Here is a 19,414-nt window from a genome sequence, read left to right as displayed (position 1 = left end):
GCAAAATTAGGGTATCTTTCACCCGTTGATTATCGATTAACAAGATCAAATTGAGTTGCTCTTTTTATTTTGTATCAAAAAGTAGTTGCACTTCCTAATGAACCGCCACTGTTCTTCTCTTTTTTATTGTCACGATAATGGTCCGATTTTTTTGAAATGATAAATTGCATAACGAATGACAGCTAATATCAGTACAATTGGATACAAGAAAACAGATACAGACAGCCATTCTATATTAAAAACAGCAAAAAATGAAAGCTGATTTGTCACAGCATAAATTAAAGGCAGCACAATAGCCAACAAACCATAATATAAACTCATTTCATAGACAATCGATGTATAAGAACGCTGCATCCTTCTCTCTCCAATCTTTTTTACTTTATTAATGCTTCATTTCTTCCCTGAATACTCTACTTTTTTATTGTAAAGCCTTTACATTGAAGAAACATCCATCTTAAGACCGAGATTTCCAGATTTTTGTCTTTTATTATAGTGACATTTTCAAGTAGGCAAGCCAAGCCTCTGTACCTTCGTTAACCATTTGATAGGTTTGATCAAAATCACCGGTGTAATAAGGATCCGGAACCTCTTCCGTTTCTTTACCGTTCACCAGCTCCATAAAGAGATGAATCTTGTCTGTCGTACCGGCTGGTGCAATGCGTTTCATGTCTTCCACATTGCTGTTATCCATGCCAATGAGTAAGTCATAGTTTTCAAAATCCTGTGTGGTTATTGGAGTAGAATACATTCCTTCAAAGGAAATATTATGCTTATTTAGAATTTTTTGTGTTCCGGGATGTGGAGGATTTCCTTCTTCCCAGCGACTAGTTGCCCCTGAAGCGACAGTCACTTTATCAGCAAAACCACTACTAGCCAATTTTTCCTTCATCACAGCTTCAGCCATTGGTGAGCGACAAATATTACCTAAACAAACGAATAAAATCTTCATTCATACGTTCTCCTTCTATTAGTTTAATCATACAATTCCTAGCATATCACAAAATGACTGATTCGCTCTATTCTCAACTAATTTTCACCACTCATAAAAAAACTGAAATCAAAGACGCTCTTCAAAAATAAAAGAGCAAAGTCCAGCGATCTCAGCTTTTAGCTATAAAATTAGCGAAACATCGTCCGTACTGCTTGTGCCAGCACTTTAGCATCCCGATTATAGGATGTAACCGGAAGGATTTCTTTGTCAATATCGAATAAAGTATATACCGCAATTCGTGCTGCTCTAACAGAATATTCTTCTGTAAAAACCATATCCTTAGGAATTTCCACAAATTGACTGACCATTGCAAAGTTAGTACTGTTTTCCGGTACAACCGGCGGACGATCTGCCAGCCTGTGGGGCTGGAACTGTGCGTCGATATACGGCATATAAACTGGAATAACATTTACAATATCCTGACTAATTTCTTCCCAATCCTCCTGCCAGCCCATCTGACAAATCCATTCGTACAAAATTTCTTCACCTGTACAATCACGCAACGGCTTTCTCACATAATCACCGACTTTGTCCGTATAAATACCATAGCCCCAAAAGATCGTGGTATCCGGATCCTGATTTCGAAAATGCGGCTGGGCAGCCACTACTGTACTTAACAGCCAGCTGGAGTCTTTTAACGTCATCAAGGCACCGGAGCCGGGAATATTACCTGAAAATTCTTCAATGCGTTTTAACAAGCTGTCTCCGCTGCAGGTCACTGTGAAGCTTTCCCAATTTGTTTCATTTTCATGACCAAAAAATGGTTCTGGATCGCCCAAGCCTGTTCCTTTCTTTGCAATCGTACGCCAAAGTCTGGCAGAACGTGCTTCTTCAATAACAGCGGGTGCCGGATGACTCCAGTCTCCCTGAGTTGAGCTGTCTGTCATTGTTCCATTAGTCATAATAACTACATCGTCTTTAGCCAGCTCAATTGTTTCGCCATTTTCAAAGGTCAACGCAGTTACCGTAAGCTCATCTCCGGGTGCAAAGCTTAAATCAACGACCGTTTCATTTAAAGTAAAATCAACTCTATGCTTTTCTAAAAAAGCTTTTAAAGGCATAATAACGCTGTCGTATTGATTCAACGGCGTCCGTGTTACGCCTGCCAGTGTGTCGATTCGTGAAAATTCCAAAATCATGCGGTTCATATATCGACGGAATTCAAAGAGACTGCTCCATTTTTGAAAAGCAAAGGTTGTCTGCCACATATACCAAAAATTCGTTTCAAAAAAGTGCGGTCCAAACCAATCTTCGATGGTACAGTCATCCAAGCTTTCTTCAGAAGCCGCCAGCAGTTTCGTCATAGCCAGTCGATCTTCATGAGTAAAGCCCATCGTATGTGCATCGAGAATTTGCTGATTGCTGGTGACTAAACGCGCTTGTGCGTGTGTAGGATGCAAATGATCAAAATTTAAAATTTCTTCTGTCACGCTATGATTTGGCCAGTCAATAGACGGAATGCTGTCAAACAACTCCCAAAAATTTTCATAGGTTTCTTCATTCAGCATACGACCGCCGCGAGTGACAAAGCCCTTTTCATTGGTTCCAATACCGTCATTGCTGCCGCCAAGAATATCCAGGCCTTCAATGACATGGATATTTTTCCCACTAAAATTCGCATCACGAATCAAATAAGCCGCAGCAGACAAAGCAGCAATTCCGCCGCCAATCAGGTAGACCTGCTTATCGCCATAATAACGACTATTAATCTCTTCTTCTATTTTCGCTTCTTTGACTTCTTTCTTTTCAGCAGCCAACTTTTTAGCAAAAAAAGCGGCACCTAACAGACTAGCAGCGGCCAACCCAAGCTGTCTTTTTTTCATGAAAATCCCTCCGATTTATTCGTTAAAATCAGCGTACAACGATTATTCATAAAAGTCTTGTGATAGCCTTTTCAGCCTGTCCGCTTTTTAGACACTCTTCTCTATCTGTCACAACTAGTCATTTTCTTTTTGGTAAAGACGATAGGAAAAGAACTCTGTATCTTTTGCTAAACGAAATAGCTGTGTTGCAATTTCCAATGGCGATTCCTTATAGCCGTCTAATATCCAATTAATCAGCACGCCGCTGCAGCCATAGGAAAAAAAGCGTGCGTAGAATTCTTTGTCTTCTGGGAGAAGCTGCTTTTCTTCGTCCATTTCTTCAAATAAATTAATAAATAATTGATTCGTAATTGTAGAAAAACAGGCTCTTAATACGTCAGAATCTGAACTCACCGTATTATAGTAGAAATCACTTTTCGACTGAATGGCTTTTAGCATTTTCAATGCTTGTTCTTCCCAGTTATCAATGCTGACTTCCGTTAAATCCAAATAAATCAATGCATCATGGGTGTAAATCCAGCGCAGTAAGTCTTGCTTATCTGTGAAATGGTAATAAAAGGTTTGACGATTCAAGCCTACTTGTTTAGTAATATCCTGCACGCTGATTTTACTAAACAATTTTCGTTCGCATAAATCAATTAACGCTGCTGAGATTGCCTTTTTGGTAATTTGAGATTCACTCATACATTTGCCCTCACTTTTTTAGTTATGTTTATCATACCAAAAAACGAGCAGAAAATATAAACTCAAGGTATATTTTTACTGATTGTTAATGGTTTGGTTTACTCGAATGTTTCATCCCCAAAAAAAGAGGCTGTCTTCTTCCTTTACAGAAAGAAAACAACGTCTTTTTTATTCTTTATAGTAGGAATCATAACCAAAATGCTCGTAAGCCAACGGAGTTGCAATACGACCTCTAGGAGTTCTTTTGATAAAGCCTTTTTGAATTAGATACGGTTCATACATATCTTCTACTGTTTCCGTTTCTTCGCTGATGTTTACGGCTATCGTGCTTAAGCCTACAGGGCCGCCGCCGTACAATTCAATCATCGTTCTTAACAGCTTTTGATCAACATAGTCTAAGCCTTGATGATCCACCTGCAACAACGTAAGCGCCTGATCGGCAATGCTGGAATTAATGATTCCGTTTGACTGAACCTGAGCAAAATCACGAACCCGTTTCAATAAGCGGTTGGCAATTCGGGGAGTGCCGCGCGAACGCCGCGCAATTTCGTAGGCACCTTCTTCAATAATTTCCGTTTGAAAAATATCCGCAGAACGTAAGACGATCTCCTTTAAATCCTTCGTTTCATAATATTCCATATGTGAAATAATACCGAATCGATCTCTAAGCGGCGCAGACAGCATGCCGGCTCTGGTCGTAGCACCGATTAAAGTAAACGGCGGCAAGGGAAAATGCACTGGATGTGCTGTAGTGCCCTGACCGACCATAATGTCCACGTAAAAATCCTCCATCGCTGAATACAGCATTTCTTCAACAACACGAGGAAGTCGATGAATTTCATCAATAAATAAAACGTCGCCCGGTTCTAATTCATTTAAGATAGCCACCAAATCGCCGGCTCGTTCAATCGCCGGTCCGCTAGTCGTACGAATATTTACCTGCATTTCGTTGGCAATCACCATCGCCATGGTAGTTTTCCCCAGTCCCGGAGGTCCATACAACAAGGTATGATCTAAGGCTTCTTCTCGATTGCGGGCAGCTTCTATATAAATCGTCAATTCTTGCTTCACTTTGTCCTGACCGATGTATTGTTCAAGCGACTGCGGTCGCAGTGATTTTTCTAGCGATTCTTCGCCTTCACTGCTTTGCGCTGAAAGTAGTCTTTCATCTTCCATCATTAGCTGACCCTCCTTAGCGTTTCATCATTAGCTTCAAAGCGTTGCGCAAGTATTCGTCGGTTTTGAGTGTGCCTAATTCTTCCAGCTTAGGCGTAATGCGTTTTACTTCCTTCTCGCTGTAGCCGAGTGCGCTCAATGCTTCCAGTGCTTCAGTCAATGCTTGGTTGGCAGAATGAATCGTCGTTTGTGCCATGGCTTCAACCGCTGCATCAGAGGTTTCCAGCTCACCTAGCTTCCCTTTTAAATCCAAGACCATTTGCTGTGCCGTTTTTTTCCCCACGCCCGGAAACTTCGTCAGATATGCCGCATCTTCATTTTCAATCGCAAAAATCAACCCGCCGTGATCTTCCGAAGCCATAATTGCTAAGGCGCTTTTTGGTCCAATGCCGGAAACGCTGATTAATTTTAAAAATAATTGCTTTTCATCTAAATCACTAAAGCCATATAATGTATGCGCATCTTCACGAATAACTTGATGCAGATAAATTTTCACTTCCTGATCGACTTTTCCAGAATAGCGGTAAGGGTTTCCTACTGAGACTTGATACCCTATACCATTCGCTTCCACTACAATGTAATAAGGATTAATAAATGTTACTTTACCGATGATATACTCGTACATGCTTTCACCTTTCTCTGGCAAATCAGATTCCTCTGACTGCTCTCTTACGCTTTATGCGCACATATGTTTCTATTTTAGCACAAAATGAAGAAAACCAATAGCTAAAAAAGGCAATAAAACAAGCCAGTACGATTCTAAACTGCTCGTACCGACTTGTTGCTTTTTATTCAGAGATGTAGGTCCATTTGAAATCGTATCTAGCTCCTGCTCCGTGAGCAACGACCCCTTTGACTTTCTTATTACGCATATGAGCTTCTGCTTTTTGGTAAATAGGTGCTACACCCATTTCATCTATCAATAATTTTTCTGCTTTTACCATGTCTTCCCAGCGTTTTTCCGGATCTGAAGCATCTTTTTTGCCGGACGCTTCAACTAAAGCATCATAGTCTTTATTAGAGAAGCGCCCTCTATTATAAGAACTCCCCGTAATAAACAAATCGGTAAAGCTGCTAGGGTCAGCGTAATCAGCACCCCAACCGCCTACAAGGACGTCAAAATCGCCATTTTTTCCACGATCTAAACGAACCGCAAACGGTACGTTCGTAACCGTCACCTCTACACCATCCAGATTTTCCTGTACCGCTCCTTGAATGTATTCCATAATTTTCTTCGTGGAGTCAGTGTCATCGCCAAGAATATCAAATTTGAAGCTGTCGATGCCTAATTCCTTTTTAGCGGCTGCCCAATATTTTTGAGCCTGCTCTTTATCATAGTCAAGCAGGTTTTTATTTTCGTCCGCGAAATCTGTGTTGTCCTTTGGCGAATAAGACATACCAGCTGGAACTAATCCGGTTGAAGCAATTGAACCATCACCTAGAATTCGATCAACAATCGCATTGCGGTCAATAGAATAAGAGATTGCTTTTCTCAAGTTTGCATTAAGATATGGTGACTTTTTATCTCTTTGATTAAATTCGATATAAGAAGTACGCGCATCTTTTTCAATGACTAATTCTGGATCATCCGCCATTTGCTGCGCCAACTCGCCGCTCAAAATAACGTCATCTGCTTGATCATTTTGAAAAAGGTTCAGAGAAGTTGGAGCTTCTTTGACTACTTTAACTTCAATTTTTTCTAGTTTTACCGTGTCCTTATCCCAATATTGGTCGTTTTTAGTATAAGACCATTCGGTATCCGTTCCCGGACCGTCAAAATCTGTTAAGGTAAACGGACCATTATAGACAGAAGCCTCGCTTGTTGTTGCGTAATCTTTTCCTTTTCCTTCAACAATTTTTTTATTTTGCGGGAAAAATGAAGGGAACGCTAACAGATAATCAAAATACGGAGTTGCTTGCTCTAACGTTACTTCCAACTCATAGTCGCTGATGGCTTTAATCCCTAATTCATCCAACGGCTTTTTACCCGTGGTAACATCCGCACCATTTTTAATTAACTCAAACATAAATGCATATTCAGCGGCAATTTTCGGATCTGCCGTGCGCTGCCAGCCGTAAACATAATCTGCTGCTACAACGGGATCTCCATTAGACCATTTTGCTTCTTCTCTAAGCTGGAAGGTATATTTGGTACCATCCTCGCTTTTTTCAGCTAATTTTACAGCACCTGCCGGCTGCGGTTTACTTTTTTCATCCAAACGATACAGACCTTCATACACATTATTTAACGCTGAAAAACTGATTGTATTGGTTGCTACGGATAAATCTGCACTAGGCATTTCCTGTTGGACTACCAATTTAAATAATTGCTCCCCATTCGCTTTTGACTTTTTAGTACTACTATCTGTAGAAGTGGTTTTACCACCGCTGCCACAAGCTGCCAATAGTATCGTTGACGCCAAAACAACACTTACTAACTTTGTCATTTTCTTCATTTTTTCATCTCCTTCTCTTTTTAAACAAACTTTTCTTTTTGTTTTATTATTTATTTAATCATTTTATCATATTTGATTAAAAAGGGGAAAGCTTCTTTCTTAAATAGACAAAAAAACTTACCTAACCTTTTTAGGCTAGATAAGTTTTTGGGATTTATTCGAATAGACTTTTGTATTCGCCGTAGCCTTCTACTTCTAATTGGTCTACTGGTACAAATCGTAAAGCTGCTGCATTGATACAATACCGTAACCCGCCTTCAGCCTGCGGTCCATCGTTAAACACATGACCTAAATGTGAATCTGCTTCATTGCTGCGTACCTCCACACGGTGCATTCCTAAAGAAAAATCAGCCTTTTCCTTAACCCCGCGCTTTTGAATTGGCTGCGTAAATGAGGGCCAACCACAGCCGGCATCGTACTTATCAGTAGAGCTGAAAAGCGGTTCGCCGCTTACAATATCTACATAAATGCCTTCCTGATAAAAGTCATCATATTTACCGGTAAATGGTCGTTCAGTAGCATTTTCTTGGGTAACGGCGTATTCAATAGGCGACAATTTTTCTTTTAACTCTTCTTTCGATGGTTTTTCCATGATTGTCCACATCCTTACCTAAATTATTGATACTATCATAGCATTAATGGAGAAAAAACACTCTTTTTCTGTTTGCGCTAGCTATGCCACGGACTATTAATATCAATATTTTTTGCTAAATCAAGACTTTCTTGGCGTTTGGCTTGTCTGACCTGCTTTCTTGCTTCGTAGCCTTGGCAGATAAAATGCTCTTCTTCTGTTTCAGGTTCAATCGACGGCAACTTGACTCCTTTAGGAACCACAAAAGTCATAAAGCAAGTACCTGCCAAATAACGCTCACCCGAAAATAAATCTTCACCGATTACCTTGGCAAAAATCTCCATGGAACGTGTGCCTACGCCGGAAACATACGCTTCAATACAAACAGAATGGCTTGCCTTCAACGGTGCCAAAAAGTCCAAATGATCGACAGAAGCAGTCACAATAGCGGCTCTTGACAGACGAACAGCAACAATCCCGGCCGTTTCATCCAGCCAAGCCATTAGTTGTCCGCCAAATAAGGTTTTGTGGAAATTTAAATGTGGATACGTAATAATATGAGTTTGAACAGCTCTGGTTTCAGCGCATTTCATAATTTTCCTTCTTTCAATAACTCTCTATTCACTAAAATTGGCAAGCATGCGATAAACAGTCGCTATAGGCAAGCCCATAATCGCATAATAATCGCCCTGAATTGCTTTAACCAACAAGGCACCTTGGCCTTGAATGCCGTAAGCGCCTGCTTTATCCTGATATTCTAAGGTATCCAAATAACACTCAATTTCTTCATCAGATAGCTCATAAAAGACCACCTCTGCAGGAACAGTCATTGAGCTTTGCTGTGTCCCTTTTTTCATAACTACACTAGTGTACACTTTGTGTGTTCGTCCACTTAGCTGTCTTAGCATTCGCAAAGCGTCTGCTCTGGAAACAGGTTTACCTAGTATTTCTCCGTCAATCGTTACGATTGTATCGCAACCAATCACCAAATCAGCGGGATATTGTTCTGCCACGTACGCGGCTTTTTCGGAGGCCATCTTTTGAACATAAGCTTCCGGCGTGATCTTTTCTTTTATTTGCTCATCGATATCCGCCGGCACTATGTCAAAGTCGGAAATAATGCGACCTAACAGTTCCTGCCTTCTAGGCGACTGCGAAGCTAAAATAACGGCCATTTTTCATCCTTCTTCCTCGTAGTTTAATGGGGATCTTGTATTCGTTTGAACATTTTTTCCATATCTGAATTGGTAAAATGAATCAATACAGGTCTGCCATGTGGACAGTTAAACGGATTTTCACAGGCGGCAAGGTCTTTTAGCAGTACGCGCGCCTGTTGTTCGTTCAAATAGTGATTGGCTTTGATTGAACGCTTGCAACTCATCATGATCGCTGTCGCTTCCCGGAACTTTTTCACACTAACTTTCCCTGTGGTTAAAAACATATCAATCATCTCACGAATGATGGTTTCTTCTTCACCAGGCGGATACCACGTTGGATGCGCACGCACGATAAAGCTATTTTGACCAAAATCCTCCAAATGAATCCCGACTTGTGCCAAGATTTCCTTTTGCTCTTTGATTTTCAGTGCATCACTATTGGGGTAGTCAAGAACAATCGGTACTAGCAACTCCTGCAGATCATCGCTGACTTCTCCGATTTTTTCTCTGAAATATTCGTATTTAATTCGTTCCTGCGCCGCATGCTGATCGATGATGTATAAGCCCTCTTTGCTTTGTGCGAACAAATAGGTGCCATGCATTTGCCCGAAATAATCCAATTCAGGAAAACGTTCCTTGGGCTTTTCTGTCGCTAATTTGTTCAAAGCTGTGGCTAATTCACGTTCCGATTCTCTAGCGGTAAAATCAAATTCAGGATGATGACTTAATTCTTCTTCATATACCTGTTCAGACGTTTCAGAAAGCGGCGTATCGCTGCTTTCTGTCGCTTCAACGACGGTCTCTGCAACTGGTTCTTGTACAGGCGATCCAAAAGCATGTGCCAAAAGGGCTTCTTTATCCATATCCGGCGTTACGGATTCTTGGTGCTGCATCTCAGCAAAGGCTGGTTTTGCTTTCGGAAATTCAGTCAGCGTTTCTTTTACAAAAAAGTTACCGCTAGCTGCATCATAGCCTAAGCTCCCCGGCTTACGGACAGGGACAGGCTTTGCGTCTTCGTTTTGATCGGATAAAGGAATTTCCATTTGTTCAACTTTAGGCTGATCCACTTTCTTTTTAAAACGAAGGTTATCCGCCGCGTTGGGAATCAACTGTTCTTGTCTTAAAACATCTGCAATCGCTCCGCTGATTAAAGCCATTAGTTCCTTCTCTTTGCTCAGTCGAACCTCTTGTTTGGTCGGATGCACGTTGACATCTACCAATAACGGATCCATTTGAATCTCCAAGACGGCAATCGGAAAACGTCCTACCATTAATTTAGAGCCATAGCCTTCAACAATCGCTTTATTTAACGCAAAGTTTTTGATGTAGCGGCCATTGATAATCATTGACAAATAATTGCGGCTGGCTCTGGTCACTTCCGGCAAGGATACGTAGCCAAAAAGCTTAAAATCCAGATCCTCGGCTTGGATCTTCAACATCTTTTTAGCGGTACTAATGCCATAGATCCCGGCAATCGCCTGCTTCAAATCACCATTTCCGGCAGTATTCATCATTTTATTGCCATCATGAACCAGACGAAAAGCAATATGGGGATGACTAAGCGCTAAACGATTGACGATATCACCAACATTGGCTAGTTCAGTCTGAATGGTCTTCACATATTTTAAACGAGCAGGTGTATTGAAAAAAAGATTCGCTACGGTAATTTTGGTGCCTTTTCGTAATGCAGCCGGACGATGCTCTTCGACTTTTCCGCCCTTCATTTGAATAAAGCTGCCCTCTGCTTCATCAGTAACTGCCGTTTCTACAGTAATCTCTGAAACGGAAGCAATACTCGGCAGCGCCTCGCCTCTAAAGCCCAGACTGCGGATTCGAAATAAATCGTCTCTCGTATGAATCTTGCTGGTTGCATGTCGCTTAAAGGCATTCAGAATATCATCTTTGGCAATTCCTTCACCGTTATCAATCACTTGAATCGTTTTTAATCCGGCTTCTTCAATAAAGATATCAATTTGAGTGCTGCCGGCATCGATCGCATTTTCCACAAGCTCTTTGACAACCGAAGCGGGACGTTCAACTACTTCTCCTGCTGCAATCTGATTGGCAAGCTGTTCAGACAGCTCTTGTATTTTTCCCATACGTGCGCTCATCTCCTGATTCAGTTTCTATACATTCGGTCTGTGGTTTAGATTCGTTTTTGCAGCTCATGTAATTTGTTCAAGGCATCCATCGGCGTCATTTCTAATAAGTTCATTTTTCGTAAAGTATCAATCACACTTAATTCATCCGTAGAAACTTCTTTAAATAAGGATAACTGTTCTGTTTCCTCGCGAATCATTGGATCTGCTTCAATTTCCTTCAATGGCTGTTCTTCTGATTCCAGCGCTGAAAGAATCGTCGCAGCCCGCTCCAGCAAGTCGCTTGGCAAGCCGGCAATTTTAGCCACATGGATACCGTAGCTTTTATCAGCTGGTCCTTCCATCATTTTGTGCAAAAAGACGACCTCGCCATTTTTTTCAACGGCGCCCACATGAATATTTTCCAGACCTGCTAATGTTTCATCCAGCACGGTTAATTCATGGTAATGGGTTGAAAAGAGGGTCTTCGCTTTGACCTCGCGATGAATATACTCGATAATCGCCTGTGCCAAAGCCATCCCGTCATACGTTGCTGTTCCGCGCCCCAGCTCATCAAATAGGATCAAGCTGTTTGGCGTCGCATGCCGCAGTGCCTGATTGGCTTCCATCATTTCCACCATAAAGGTACTTTGTCCGGCAATTAAATCATCTGAAGCCCCGATCCGTGTGAAAATCTGATCGAAAATCGGTAATTCAGCGGATTCAGCCGGCACAAAGCAACCGATCTGTGCCATTACCACTGTTAGCGCTAATTGCCGCATATAAGTACTTTTACCCGACATATTCGGACCTGTAATCAGCAGTATAATATTTTCTTTCGACATATGCACGCTATTAGGAATATATTCCTGATGTCCCAATACCTTTTCTACGACTGGGTGACGACCTTCCACGATATGCAGCTCTTTACTGTTGCTTTTTAAGACTGGACGCGCGTATTGATAGCGTTCACTCACTGTTGCAAAAGCCTGCAGCACATCCACTGCGCTAATGGTTTTCGCTAATTTCTGTAGGCGATCAATATTGGCTTTAACCTGTTCGCGAACCTCCAAAAATAATTGATATTCTAAATCAACGGATTTTTCCTCCGCTTCTAAAATTAGGGTTTCCATTTCTTTTAGCTCTGGTGTAATAAAGCGTTCAGCGTTGGCTAAGGTTTGTTTTCTTTCATATTTGCCTTCTTCAAGGTTGGCCAAGTTCGATTTAGTTACTTCGATATAATAGCCGAAGACCCGGTTAAAGCCGACTTTTAATGTTTTAATGCCCGTCTCCTGACGTTCCTTTGCTTCAAGCTCCGCCAGCCATTGCTTGCCGTGACGCATCGCATCCCGATATTCATCCAGCTTTTCATTATAATTGTCTTTAATGACATTTCCTTCAGTAATAGCTAGAGGTGCTTCATCATTAATCGCTCGTTCGATTAAATCAACAAGATCTTCAACTGGATTTAAATCAACCAAAAGATTATTCCATTCGCCCTGATTAATGCCGATAATCAGCTCACGCAGCAACGGTACTTGCTCGAGTGATGTTTTTAATTGAATTAAATCACGACCGTTAACGTTACCAAAAGCCACGCGACCGGCTAAACGTTCCAAATCATAAACCTTGGTTAAGACAGCTTGTAAATCTGCACGTTCAAAATATGCATTTAATAACGACTGCACCATTTCTTGCCGTGAATGAATCTGCTTTTCCTGTATTAACGGACGATCTAGCCACTGCTTTAATAAACGACCGCCCATTGCCGTTTTTGTTTCATCTAACAGCCATAACAGCGTGCCTTTTTTCAAGCCGGTACGAATCGATTGTGTCAGCTCAAGATTAAATTTAGAATAATGATCCATTTTCAAAAAATGATCCGGCTGATATTCGACTGCTTTTTGAATGTGCGCCAAGCTACGTTTTTGAGTAGTGGTTAAATAAGTCAACAGCTTGCCGGTCACTTCGACTTCAAGTGCTTGACCTAATTCACTAGTCAAAAAGCTAAACTCAGCATTTTCTTCCGCTTCAAGCTGTTCCGAGAAAATAATGTTCAAGCGACTTTTCAGCGTATTTTTTAAGGTTTCTGAAATAGGAGTACCTAAAACAATTTCTTTCGTTTGTAAAGCTGAGGCTTCGTTAATAACGCCATCTTCATCTGCTAAAACTGCCGTTTTCAGCTCGCCGGTACTTAAGTCTACATACGCGATCCCAAATTGACCGTCTGTTTCAACAATAGCTGTCAGATAATTATTATCCTTTGCTTCAATACCTTTGCTGTTCATAACTGTTCCCGGAGTTATCAGCTGAACGACTTCACGTTTAACCATGCCTTTGGTCGTTTTAGGATCTTCTACTTGTTCGCAAATCGCTACTTTGTAGCCCTTTTCGATCAAAGTATCAATATAGCCCTGCGCCGCGTGATGGGGAATACCGCACATTGGGATCGGCTCATCAGCATTTCTATTGCGGCTCGTCAACGTTAACTCCAAAAGTTGAGAAGCATTAATAGCATCTTCATAAAACATTTCGTAGAAATCGCCTAAACGATAAAACAAAAAAGCATCCTGATACTGGTCTTTAATGGTTAAATATTGTTCCATCATCGGTGTGTTCTTAGTTTTTTGCGGCATTGTTACCCTTCTTTCTCTAATTCGTCATTCATTCTATATTGGATCATTTCAGTGATATGCTGTAATAAGTCATTTGCTTCTACCAATTGTGCGCGATAAGCGACTACTAATGGATGCTCGTCAAATTCCTGCGTTAAAGCATCTGCTCTGGCAATTGCCGTCTTTTCAGCTTCCGGTTTATCATAATGCGCAAACTGAACAGCATCTTTTTGAGCAGCTTTGATTTGTTCGACTAATTCGTTCAGCTTAGTATTTTTTTGAACTCTGGCTTCCAGTTCTTTGTAGCGCTTAATACGCTGATCTTCGCCAATCAGTGCCAATAGTTTGTCCAGCTCTTCGTTAATTCTTTTATCTGTAATGGAAGGCTCCATGATTTCACACCTTTAGTATATTAGATTTTATGGTGATTCAAGTCTACTTATTTTAACATAATTCATTTTAAATCGACAGTTCCCCTAAAATAAAATGAAGTAAAAAAACTCAAAGCAAAAACGAACGACGTTCTTGTTTTAAGTTTTTTAGGAGTACATCCGTATTCTTCTATAAACTAACTTATTCTTCAAAGGGACGATCTTCATTAATTTGAATTGGTTCGATCCGTTTGGCCTGTCCCGTCTGATCGTCAAGGTCTATGACACAGGCTGACAAAAGACTGCGGCCTTCTTCAACTACTTCAAAGCGGCGCGGTAAAGCCGTTATGAACTTATCAATAATCGCTTCACGCTTCATGCCTAAAATGCCGTCATAAGGTCCTGTCATACCAACATCACTTAAATAAGCAGTACCGCCAGGGAGAATACGTGCATCATTGGTCTGAACATGAGTATGCGTCCCAACCACCGCACTGACCTTACCGTCTAAAAACCAGCCCATCGCTTGTTTCTCACTCGTTGTTTCCCCATGAAAATCCACAAAAATCAATGATGTTCTTTTGCGTGCTTCTGCAATCAGCTGCTCCGCCTTGCGGAAAGGATCATCCAAATCCACCATAAACGAACGCGCCTGCAAATTAATCACTGCCAGCTCCAGCTGATTCACCTTGACAAACACCATGCCTTGCCCGGGAGTGCCTTCCGGAAAATTCGCTGGCCGAATCATTTTTTTGGCTTCGCCAATAAATTCAAAAATGTCCTTGTTATCCCAGCTATGATTGCCTAAAGTAACCACATCGACGCCATCTTGTAAAAATTTCTTGTAGATTTTGCCGGTAATCCCCCGACCTGCCGCTGCATTTTCACCATTGGCAATGGTTACCTGCGGGCGGTATTTTTTCTTTAGCTTAGGCAAATAGGTACTTAGAGTTTCTCTTCCCAGCGATCCGACAACGTCTCCTATAAATAATATACGCAAACAACTTCCTCTTCTCTTTTAGTATCTATTTATTATTATAGTGTTTTTTACGTCGGAAAGGAAGTGCCAGCTTAGCTACTTTCTGGAAATAGCTAATCCATGGTTTTCATGAATAAATAATAAGACAGCAGCATCCTCATCTTTATAGAGTCACTCCTGTCTTATTATTTAATTTATTAAGGCTCTTGAATAATCTCCCAAGTCACTTCGCCTGTATATTCTTCTGCTAAAGTTCCTTTAGCTGGCACTTCAAGTTTAAAGCCTTCGCTTTTATTTGTCTTCGTATCTAAAATAAAAGTGAAATCTTTTTGACTAGGGTTGGCTGCATCCTGTCTATTACTCACTAGTTCGCCGCCAGCGCCGTTCAACAGCACGCTATTACCGCCAGTTTGATAATACAGTTGAGCATCTCTTAATACTTTATTTTTAGAGGTTTTAAATTCTTTTGATAAAGATGCGTTCAAACGAATATTCCCACGCGTTTTACTTTCATTCGTTGTAGCAGAGCTCGTTATTTGACGACTGTCTCGAAGCGACACTTCAAAATCATCTTGATTTTCATAAGATAATGTCTGTGTAAATGGAGAAACAAAGCCAGTTTCAAACGTCAAAAGCTTAGGAACCTGCAACGAAAGCAATCCTTCGTATTTAAAGTATACATCGGCATTTCCTGATGGGAATTTCAAACTTGTTTCTGTTCCTTCTAATCCGGCATTATCGAAGGCTAAGAAGTGATAATCTGCCGTCTCTAACGCAAGCTGTCCCAATTGATCAGCAACCGCTTTTTGTTCTTTCAAATTAATCGTAGAACCAGCGCTGCCTGCAATAGTAACGGGTGCTGCTGTTTCGAGATCTGTTCCGTCCTCGTAGCTGAAATGTACCGTTAATTGACTAGATTTTGCATAAGAAATCGTTATTACATTTCCGCCTGAAGCAGACATTGTATAGGATTTACCCGGAGCCTGATATTCTTCATTTGGTGAATAACCACTTGGCGGAGTCACTTCTCTTATACGATAAGTTGTTACTAAGCTGTCCTTTAAGATAATTTGTCCTTCATTGTTTGATGTTTCTGTTGCTATGACCGTTCCGTCTTCATTGATAATCTCGTAAACCGCTCCAGAAAGAGGGGTGCTTGTGCCTGAATCAACAATATTTAGAATTAAATCACTGAAGAGCATTTCACCTTTACCGCCGGCTCCCGAATTGTCAATTTCTAAGCTTCCCTGCCATTTATATGAACTATCACTATAACTTTGCGTGGTAGATGCACCATTGAAATTTTTAGCGATGTAGGCAGCATAGCCTCCATAGTAAGTTTTCTGTCCGCTGGTAGCAAAGCTCCATTTAAGTTTAACAATTAAGCCATTCGTTAAATTGTCCGCATTGACAATGATCTTGTGCTGATTGCCGCTTGTACTTAAAGTAACTGTGGCAGCCGGCAAAGGGTTCCCTTCTCCGTCCGTTACTTCCCTTAATGCACTAATTTCTTTGGCCTCTAACATATACGCTACATTAATTTCCGTTCCTTTGATGATGGCAGAACCATTATTTTTGTCAATTTTAAAGGTACCTTCCGCAATATTAGAATAAGAATCGCTGGCTTTCAGCACAAAGCTGCTGTCCAGCCAATTATTGAAATAGAGCGTATCACTATTCTTTTTCACCGTAGTCAAATTGTCAGTGGTTTGATTGATTGTCACTATATCTTTTGTCACGTTATAGTAATTATTTTTTGCATAAGTAAAACTGACAATCATCGGTTCACTTAGCTTTTTATTACTTACAACAAGCTGGTCATCTTCAATAGTAAATTTAGGATATTCATCACTGTCTGCTGGAATTTCCTCTCCTAATATCAAGCTTCCATAATTTGCTAAAGAAAGTGTTTTAACTTTATTAACTTTAATTTTCTTATCCAATATGGAAACATCCAGACTCTTATGGTTAATAACTATTTTATTGTTGGTAAGTTCCATACCGGCCGGATTGATCAATAATTTGATTTGGTTTACCGGACGTTGTTCAATTTTTTCTGTGGTACTGTTTTGTCCGTTTCTACTAAACAAATAGGGCGCATTGGTTTTTAAATACGCTGGCAAGTAAGCATAGCCAATTGTCTCCAACTCTTTTTCAGTTGTTGGATTGAATTTGATCGTTGGGGTAATGATATTCTTAACTCTAAAATTTTGCAGATCTACGGTATCCAGATCAACTTGTGTATTGTAGGTAATTGTCAACTTCTCATTCATTTCACCTTTTAAAAACTTGATTTCAAAAGAGTCTGATTTATCAATCAGCTCATAATCCTCATGCTCAACTAATACCCTCGACGTAGCGTTCTGGCCAAAAGCAACTGATCTAATAGTTAAATTTTTCAACGATCCTGCCTTCATACCGTCACTAAACGTATCTGTCAGCTTGGTTACTTTTTGATAAAGTGAATTGATTGTTGCTTCCCAGGAAACATAACTTTTTTCAGCATTATATACTCCCGTTTTAGAGTTAAAACTTTTCCCTTTAAACACCGGTTTCCCAGTAGTTTTATAGCCATTTCCGGAAAGTTCAAAATTTTTACCGAAAGAATCCTCTATTGAATCGTCAATACCAGCATAAAGATCCAAACCAAACGCCTCTGTTGTATCGTCGCCTGTATAGGTAAGGATGATCTTGCCAAATTCATCTGTACTAATTTGCCAGTGATTGATTTTCCCCTTGGTTCCTTCGGTGACAGTACCAGAAGTTTGACTAATTGATAAGGGGTATTCTCGAGCCAAATCAGTGTCAATCATTACAATTGCCGGCAATCCTTCAGTTGTTAAAGTAAAGGTATCCCCTTTTTTCAACTCCTGATTGGTTCCATTAATATAGATGGGCACTTTGACAATCCGTTCATTTTCCTTCACCTGTTTATCAGCTTCAAGTTTTCCTAAGCCTAAATAGCCTACTGATAAAACATTGTACGTATAATTAAATCGAAACGACGATACCTGCTCATTTGCTTTTGAATAGGCATAAAAGAATATACCTGCGTTATAGATAGTTCCAGTCGTACCATTGGAAATAGGGTTGAAGTCGGAATAATCAAAAGTCGTTTCCCCTTCTGCTACTTCCAAAGCTTCGAAGAAAGGAGTTTTAAATTGAACTTGATAGCTGCCATCCGCATCCTGGGTCATCGTAAAATCTTGCCCTTTTATCAATTCTCTTTTCTCTCCGATCATACTTCCGTTAATGGCCGTATCATACGTGTAAAATTTAAGTGAATCGATATTGTGAGTCATTTTTACAAAGCCGTCGTCCCAATTTGATGGTTTGATTTCTGAAGTATATGTTATCTTCAAGGTTGATAAATCAATATGTTTGTAGTTCACATTGCCTTCAAATTGACCTGTAGCTGGCATAAAACTTGTACTTTTACCATCTTTATCAAACAGTTTTCCGGCTGCACTGGATTTTGCATCACTTTTGTACAAATGAATATCGTATTTCGTCGGTGTTTGTGTTTCAAAAAGCATGGTTTGTTTAGAATTTTGATCATCAGCGTAATTTATTCGAGTGGTCCAATCAATCGTATACTCTGCTGAAGGGACATCTTTCGTAAACGTCAAGGTTAATTTATTTGTTGTAGAATCAATCGCGTACGAAGCCGTGGCTGATGATGAAACGGAGTCGTTTAGCTCACCTTCCAGAATTCCTTTATATACAAAACCGGCTGGCAGATTTGTAACAAAAGAGTCGCCTGCCTTGTAGTTTTTATTTACAAACTTAAAGCGCATGGAAACTTTAACTTCTGAATTATTTTGAAGATAATCCTCTTGTTCCAACACTCGATTTTTTTCGCCCGGAACAGTAATGGTAACATCTTCAAAGATATTATCCTTAATCAAATGCGCTTCTATCGGTTCTTGCGCTTTTATTTTACCTTTAGCGTTCATAGCATTGACAAAGAACATACCGATCACTAAACTAATCCCTAAAACAAACAAAGAGAGAATATACTTTTTATTTTTCATTCTAAATTATTCACTCCTTTCGTTTCGTCCGTTTTACAACAACACTTTTTATTTTCCCTTTTTTCCCTTTTTTTCTTTTTATTTTTTCCCTTTTTATTTTTCCCTTTATTTTTCCTTTTTCAGTTGAAACTTGATTCGCTCATCAGAGAAATAACTGCTGTTTAAATACAACCGTTCCCTTTTTTTATCCCAATGCAGTTCCTCCAATGACACATGTACGATCTTGTCCAAATCCGTCGCTGCCTGTACTTGTTCCAACCCTTTTTTGGTATACCTCAGCGTGATGGTTTTGCTTGTTTGACTGGCGATCGTATATAAATCAGATTTCTGAGTTAAGGCGCCGATTTCCTCCTTTGAAAACGACGCTTTGGTTATTTTCGTGAACAATTCAACCTCTTGTCCATCATATTTATTGACACCTGCTGCCTGCCATTTCCCTTGATAGACCAGCGTTAACCCCTTCGTTTGCTGGTAATTCG

General features: G+C 40.3%; 15 protein-coding genes and 1 pseudogene. All 16 read right to left on the bottom strand.

Annotated features, from left to right (window positions below; all coding sequences use genetic code 11):
* Positions 1 to 129: 129 nt before the first annotated feature.
* Entirely contained in the window at positions 130 to 354 is a 225-nt protein-coding gene (locus tag ABH902_RS15495) for a hypothetical protein (RefSeq protein ID WP_404592278.1), read from the bottom strand.
* A gap of 133 nt (positions 355 to 487) precedes the next feature.
* Positions 488 to 949 carry a low molecular weight protein-tyrosine-phosphatase gene (locus ABH902_RS15490; RefSeq protein ID WP_404592275.1) on the bottom strand — a complete coding sequence of 154 codons (462 nt, stop codon included), beginning with the start codon at positions 947 to 949 and terminating at the stop codon, positions 488 to 490.
* Between the two features lie 170 nt (positions 950 to 1,119).
* Positions 1,120 to 2,814, bottom strand: a complete 1,695-nt coding sequence (locus tag ABH902_RS15485) for an oleate hydratase (protein ID WP_404592273.1) — start codon at positions 2,812 to 2,814, stop codon at positions 1,120 to 1,122.
* 114 nt (positions 2,815 to 2,928) lie between these two features.
* Positions 2,929 to 3,498, bottom strand: a complete 570-nt coding sequence (locus tag ABH902_RS15480; protein ID WP_404592271.1) for a TetR/AcrR family transcriptional regulator — start codon at positions 3,496 to 3,498, stop codon at positions 2,929 to 2,931.
* A 168-nt stretch (positions 3,499 to 3,666) separates the two neighbouring features.
* Positions 3,667 to 4,677, bottom strand: coding sequence for a Holliday junction branch migration DNA helicase RuvB (ruvB, locus tag ABH902_RS15475; protein WP_404592268.1), 1,011 nt, complete (start codon positions 4,675 to 4,677; stop codon positions 3,667 to 3,669).
* 13 nt (positions 4,678 to 4,690) lie between these two features.
* Positions 4,691 to 5,299 carry a Holliday junction branch migration protein RuvA gene (gene ruvA / locus ABH902_RS15470; protein WP_404592280.1) on the bottom strand — a complete coding sequence of 203 codons (609 nt, stop codon included), beginning with the start codon at positions 5,297 to 5,299 and terminating at the stop codon, positions 4,691 to 4,693.
* A gap of 163 nt (positions 5,300 to 5,462) precedes the next feature.
* A complete protein-coding gene (locus ABH902_RS15465; RefSeq protein ID WP_404592266.1) occupies positions 5,463 to 7,130 on the bottom strand; it encodes a peptide ABC transporter substrate-binding protein in 1,668 nt (555 codons plus the stop codon).
* Between the two features lie 154 nt (positions 7,131 to 7,284).
* On the bottom strand, positions 7,285 to 7,722 hold the full coding sequence (gene msrB / locus ABH902_RS15460; RefSeq protein WP_404592262.1) for a peptide-methionine (R)-S-oxide reductase MsrB: 438 nt from the start codon (positions 7,720 to 7,722) through the stop codon (positions 7,285 to 7,287).
* A 77-nt stretch (positions 7,723 to 7,799) separates the two neighbouring features.
* Positions 7,800 to 8,294, bottom strand: coding sequence for an acyl-CoA thioesterase (locus tag ABH902_RS15455; protein ID WP_404592260.1), 495 nt, complete (start codon positions 8,292 to 8,294; stop codon positions 7,800 to 7,802).
* A 24-nt stretch (positions 8,295 to 8,318) separates the two neighbouring features.
* Positions 8,319 to 8,876, bottom strand: coding sequence for a Maf family protein (locus ABH902_RS15450; protein ID WP_404592257.1), 558 nt, complete (start codon positions 8,874 to 8,876; stop codon positions 8,319 to 8,321).
* Between the two features lie 23 nt (positions 8,877 to 8,899).
* Positions 8,900 to 10,957 (bottom strand): DNA mismatch repair endonuclease MutL, encoded by a 2,058-nt coding sequence (gene mutL / locus ABH902_RS15445; protein ID WP_404592255.1) that lies wholly within the window; start codon positions 10,955 to 10,957, stop codon positions 8,900 to 8,902.
* Between the two features lie 47 nt (positions 10,958 to 11,004).
* A complete protein-coding gene (mutS, locus tag ABH902_RS15440) occupies positions 11,005 to 13,572 on the bottom strand; it encodes a DNA mismatch repair protein MutS (protein WP_404592253.1) in 2,568 nt (855 codons plus the stop codon).
* Positions 13,573 to 13,574: 2 nt separating this feature from the next.
* Positions 13,575 to 13,943 carry a RicAFT regulatory complex protein RicA family protein gene (locus ABH902_RS15435; protein WP_404592251.1) on the bottom strand — a complete coding sequence of 123 codons (369 nt, stop codon included), beginning with the start codon at positions 13,941 to 13,943 and terminating at the stop codon, positions 13,575 to 13,577.
* A gap of 181 nt (positions 13,944 to 14,124) precedes the next feature.
* Entirely contained in the window at positions 14,125 to 14,922 is a 798-nt protein-coding gene (locus tag ABH902_RS15430) for a TIGR00282 family metallophosphoesterase (RefSeq protein WP_404592249.1), read from the bottom strand.
* A gap of 176 nt (positions 14,923 to 15,098) precedes the next feature.
* On the bottom strand, positions 15,099 to 18,935 hold the full coding sequence (locus ABH902_RS15425; RefSeq protein WP_404592247.1) for a SpaA isopeptide-forming pilin-related protein: 3,837 nt from the start codon (positions 18,933 to 18,935) through the stop codon (positions 15,099 to 15,101).
* Between the two features lie 105 nt (positions 18,936 to 19,040).
* A pseudogene (locus ABH902_RS15420) lies at positions 19,041 to 19,414 on the bottom strand (hypothetical protein); the annotation flags it as partial.

Origin of the sequence: Enterococcus sp. UD-01, from assembly GCF_044909655.1 — a bacterium.
Taxonomy (GTDB): domain Bacteria; phylum Bacillota; class Bacilli; order Lactobacillales; family Enterococcaceae; genus Enterococcus_L.
This window is presented reverse-complemented; position numbering and strand designations above follow the sequence as displayed.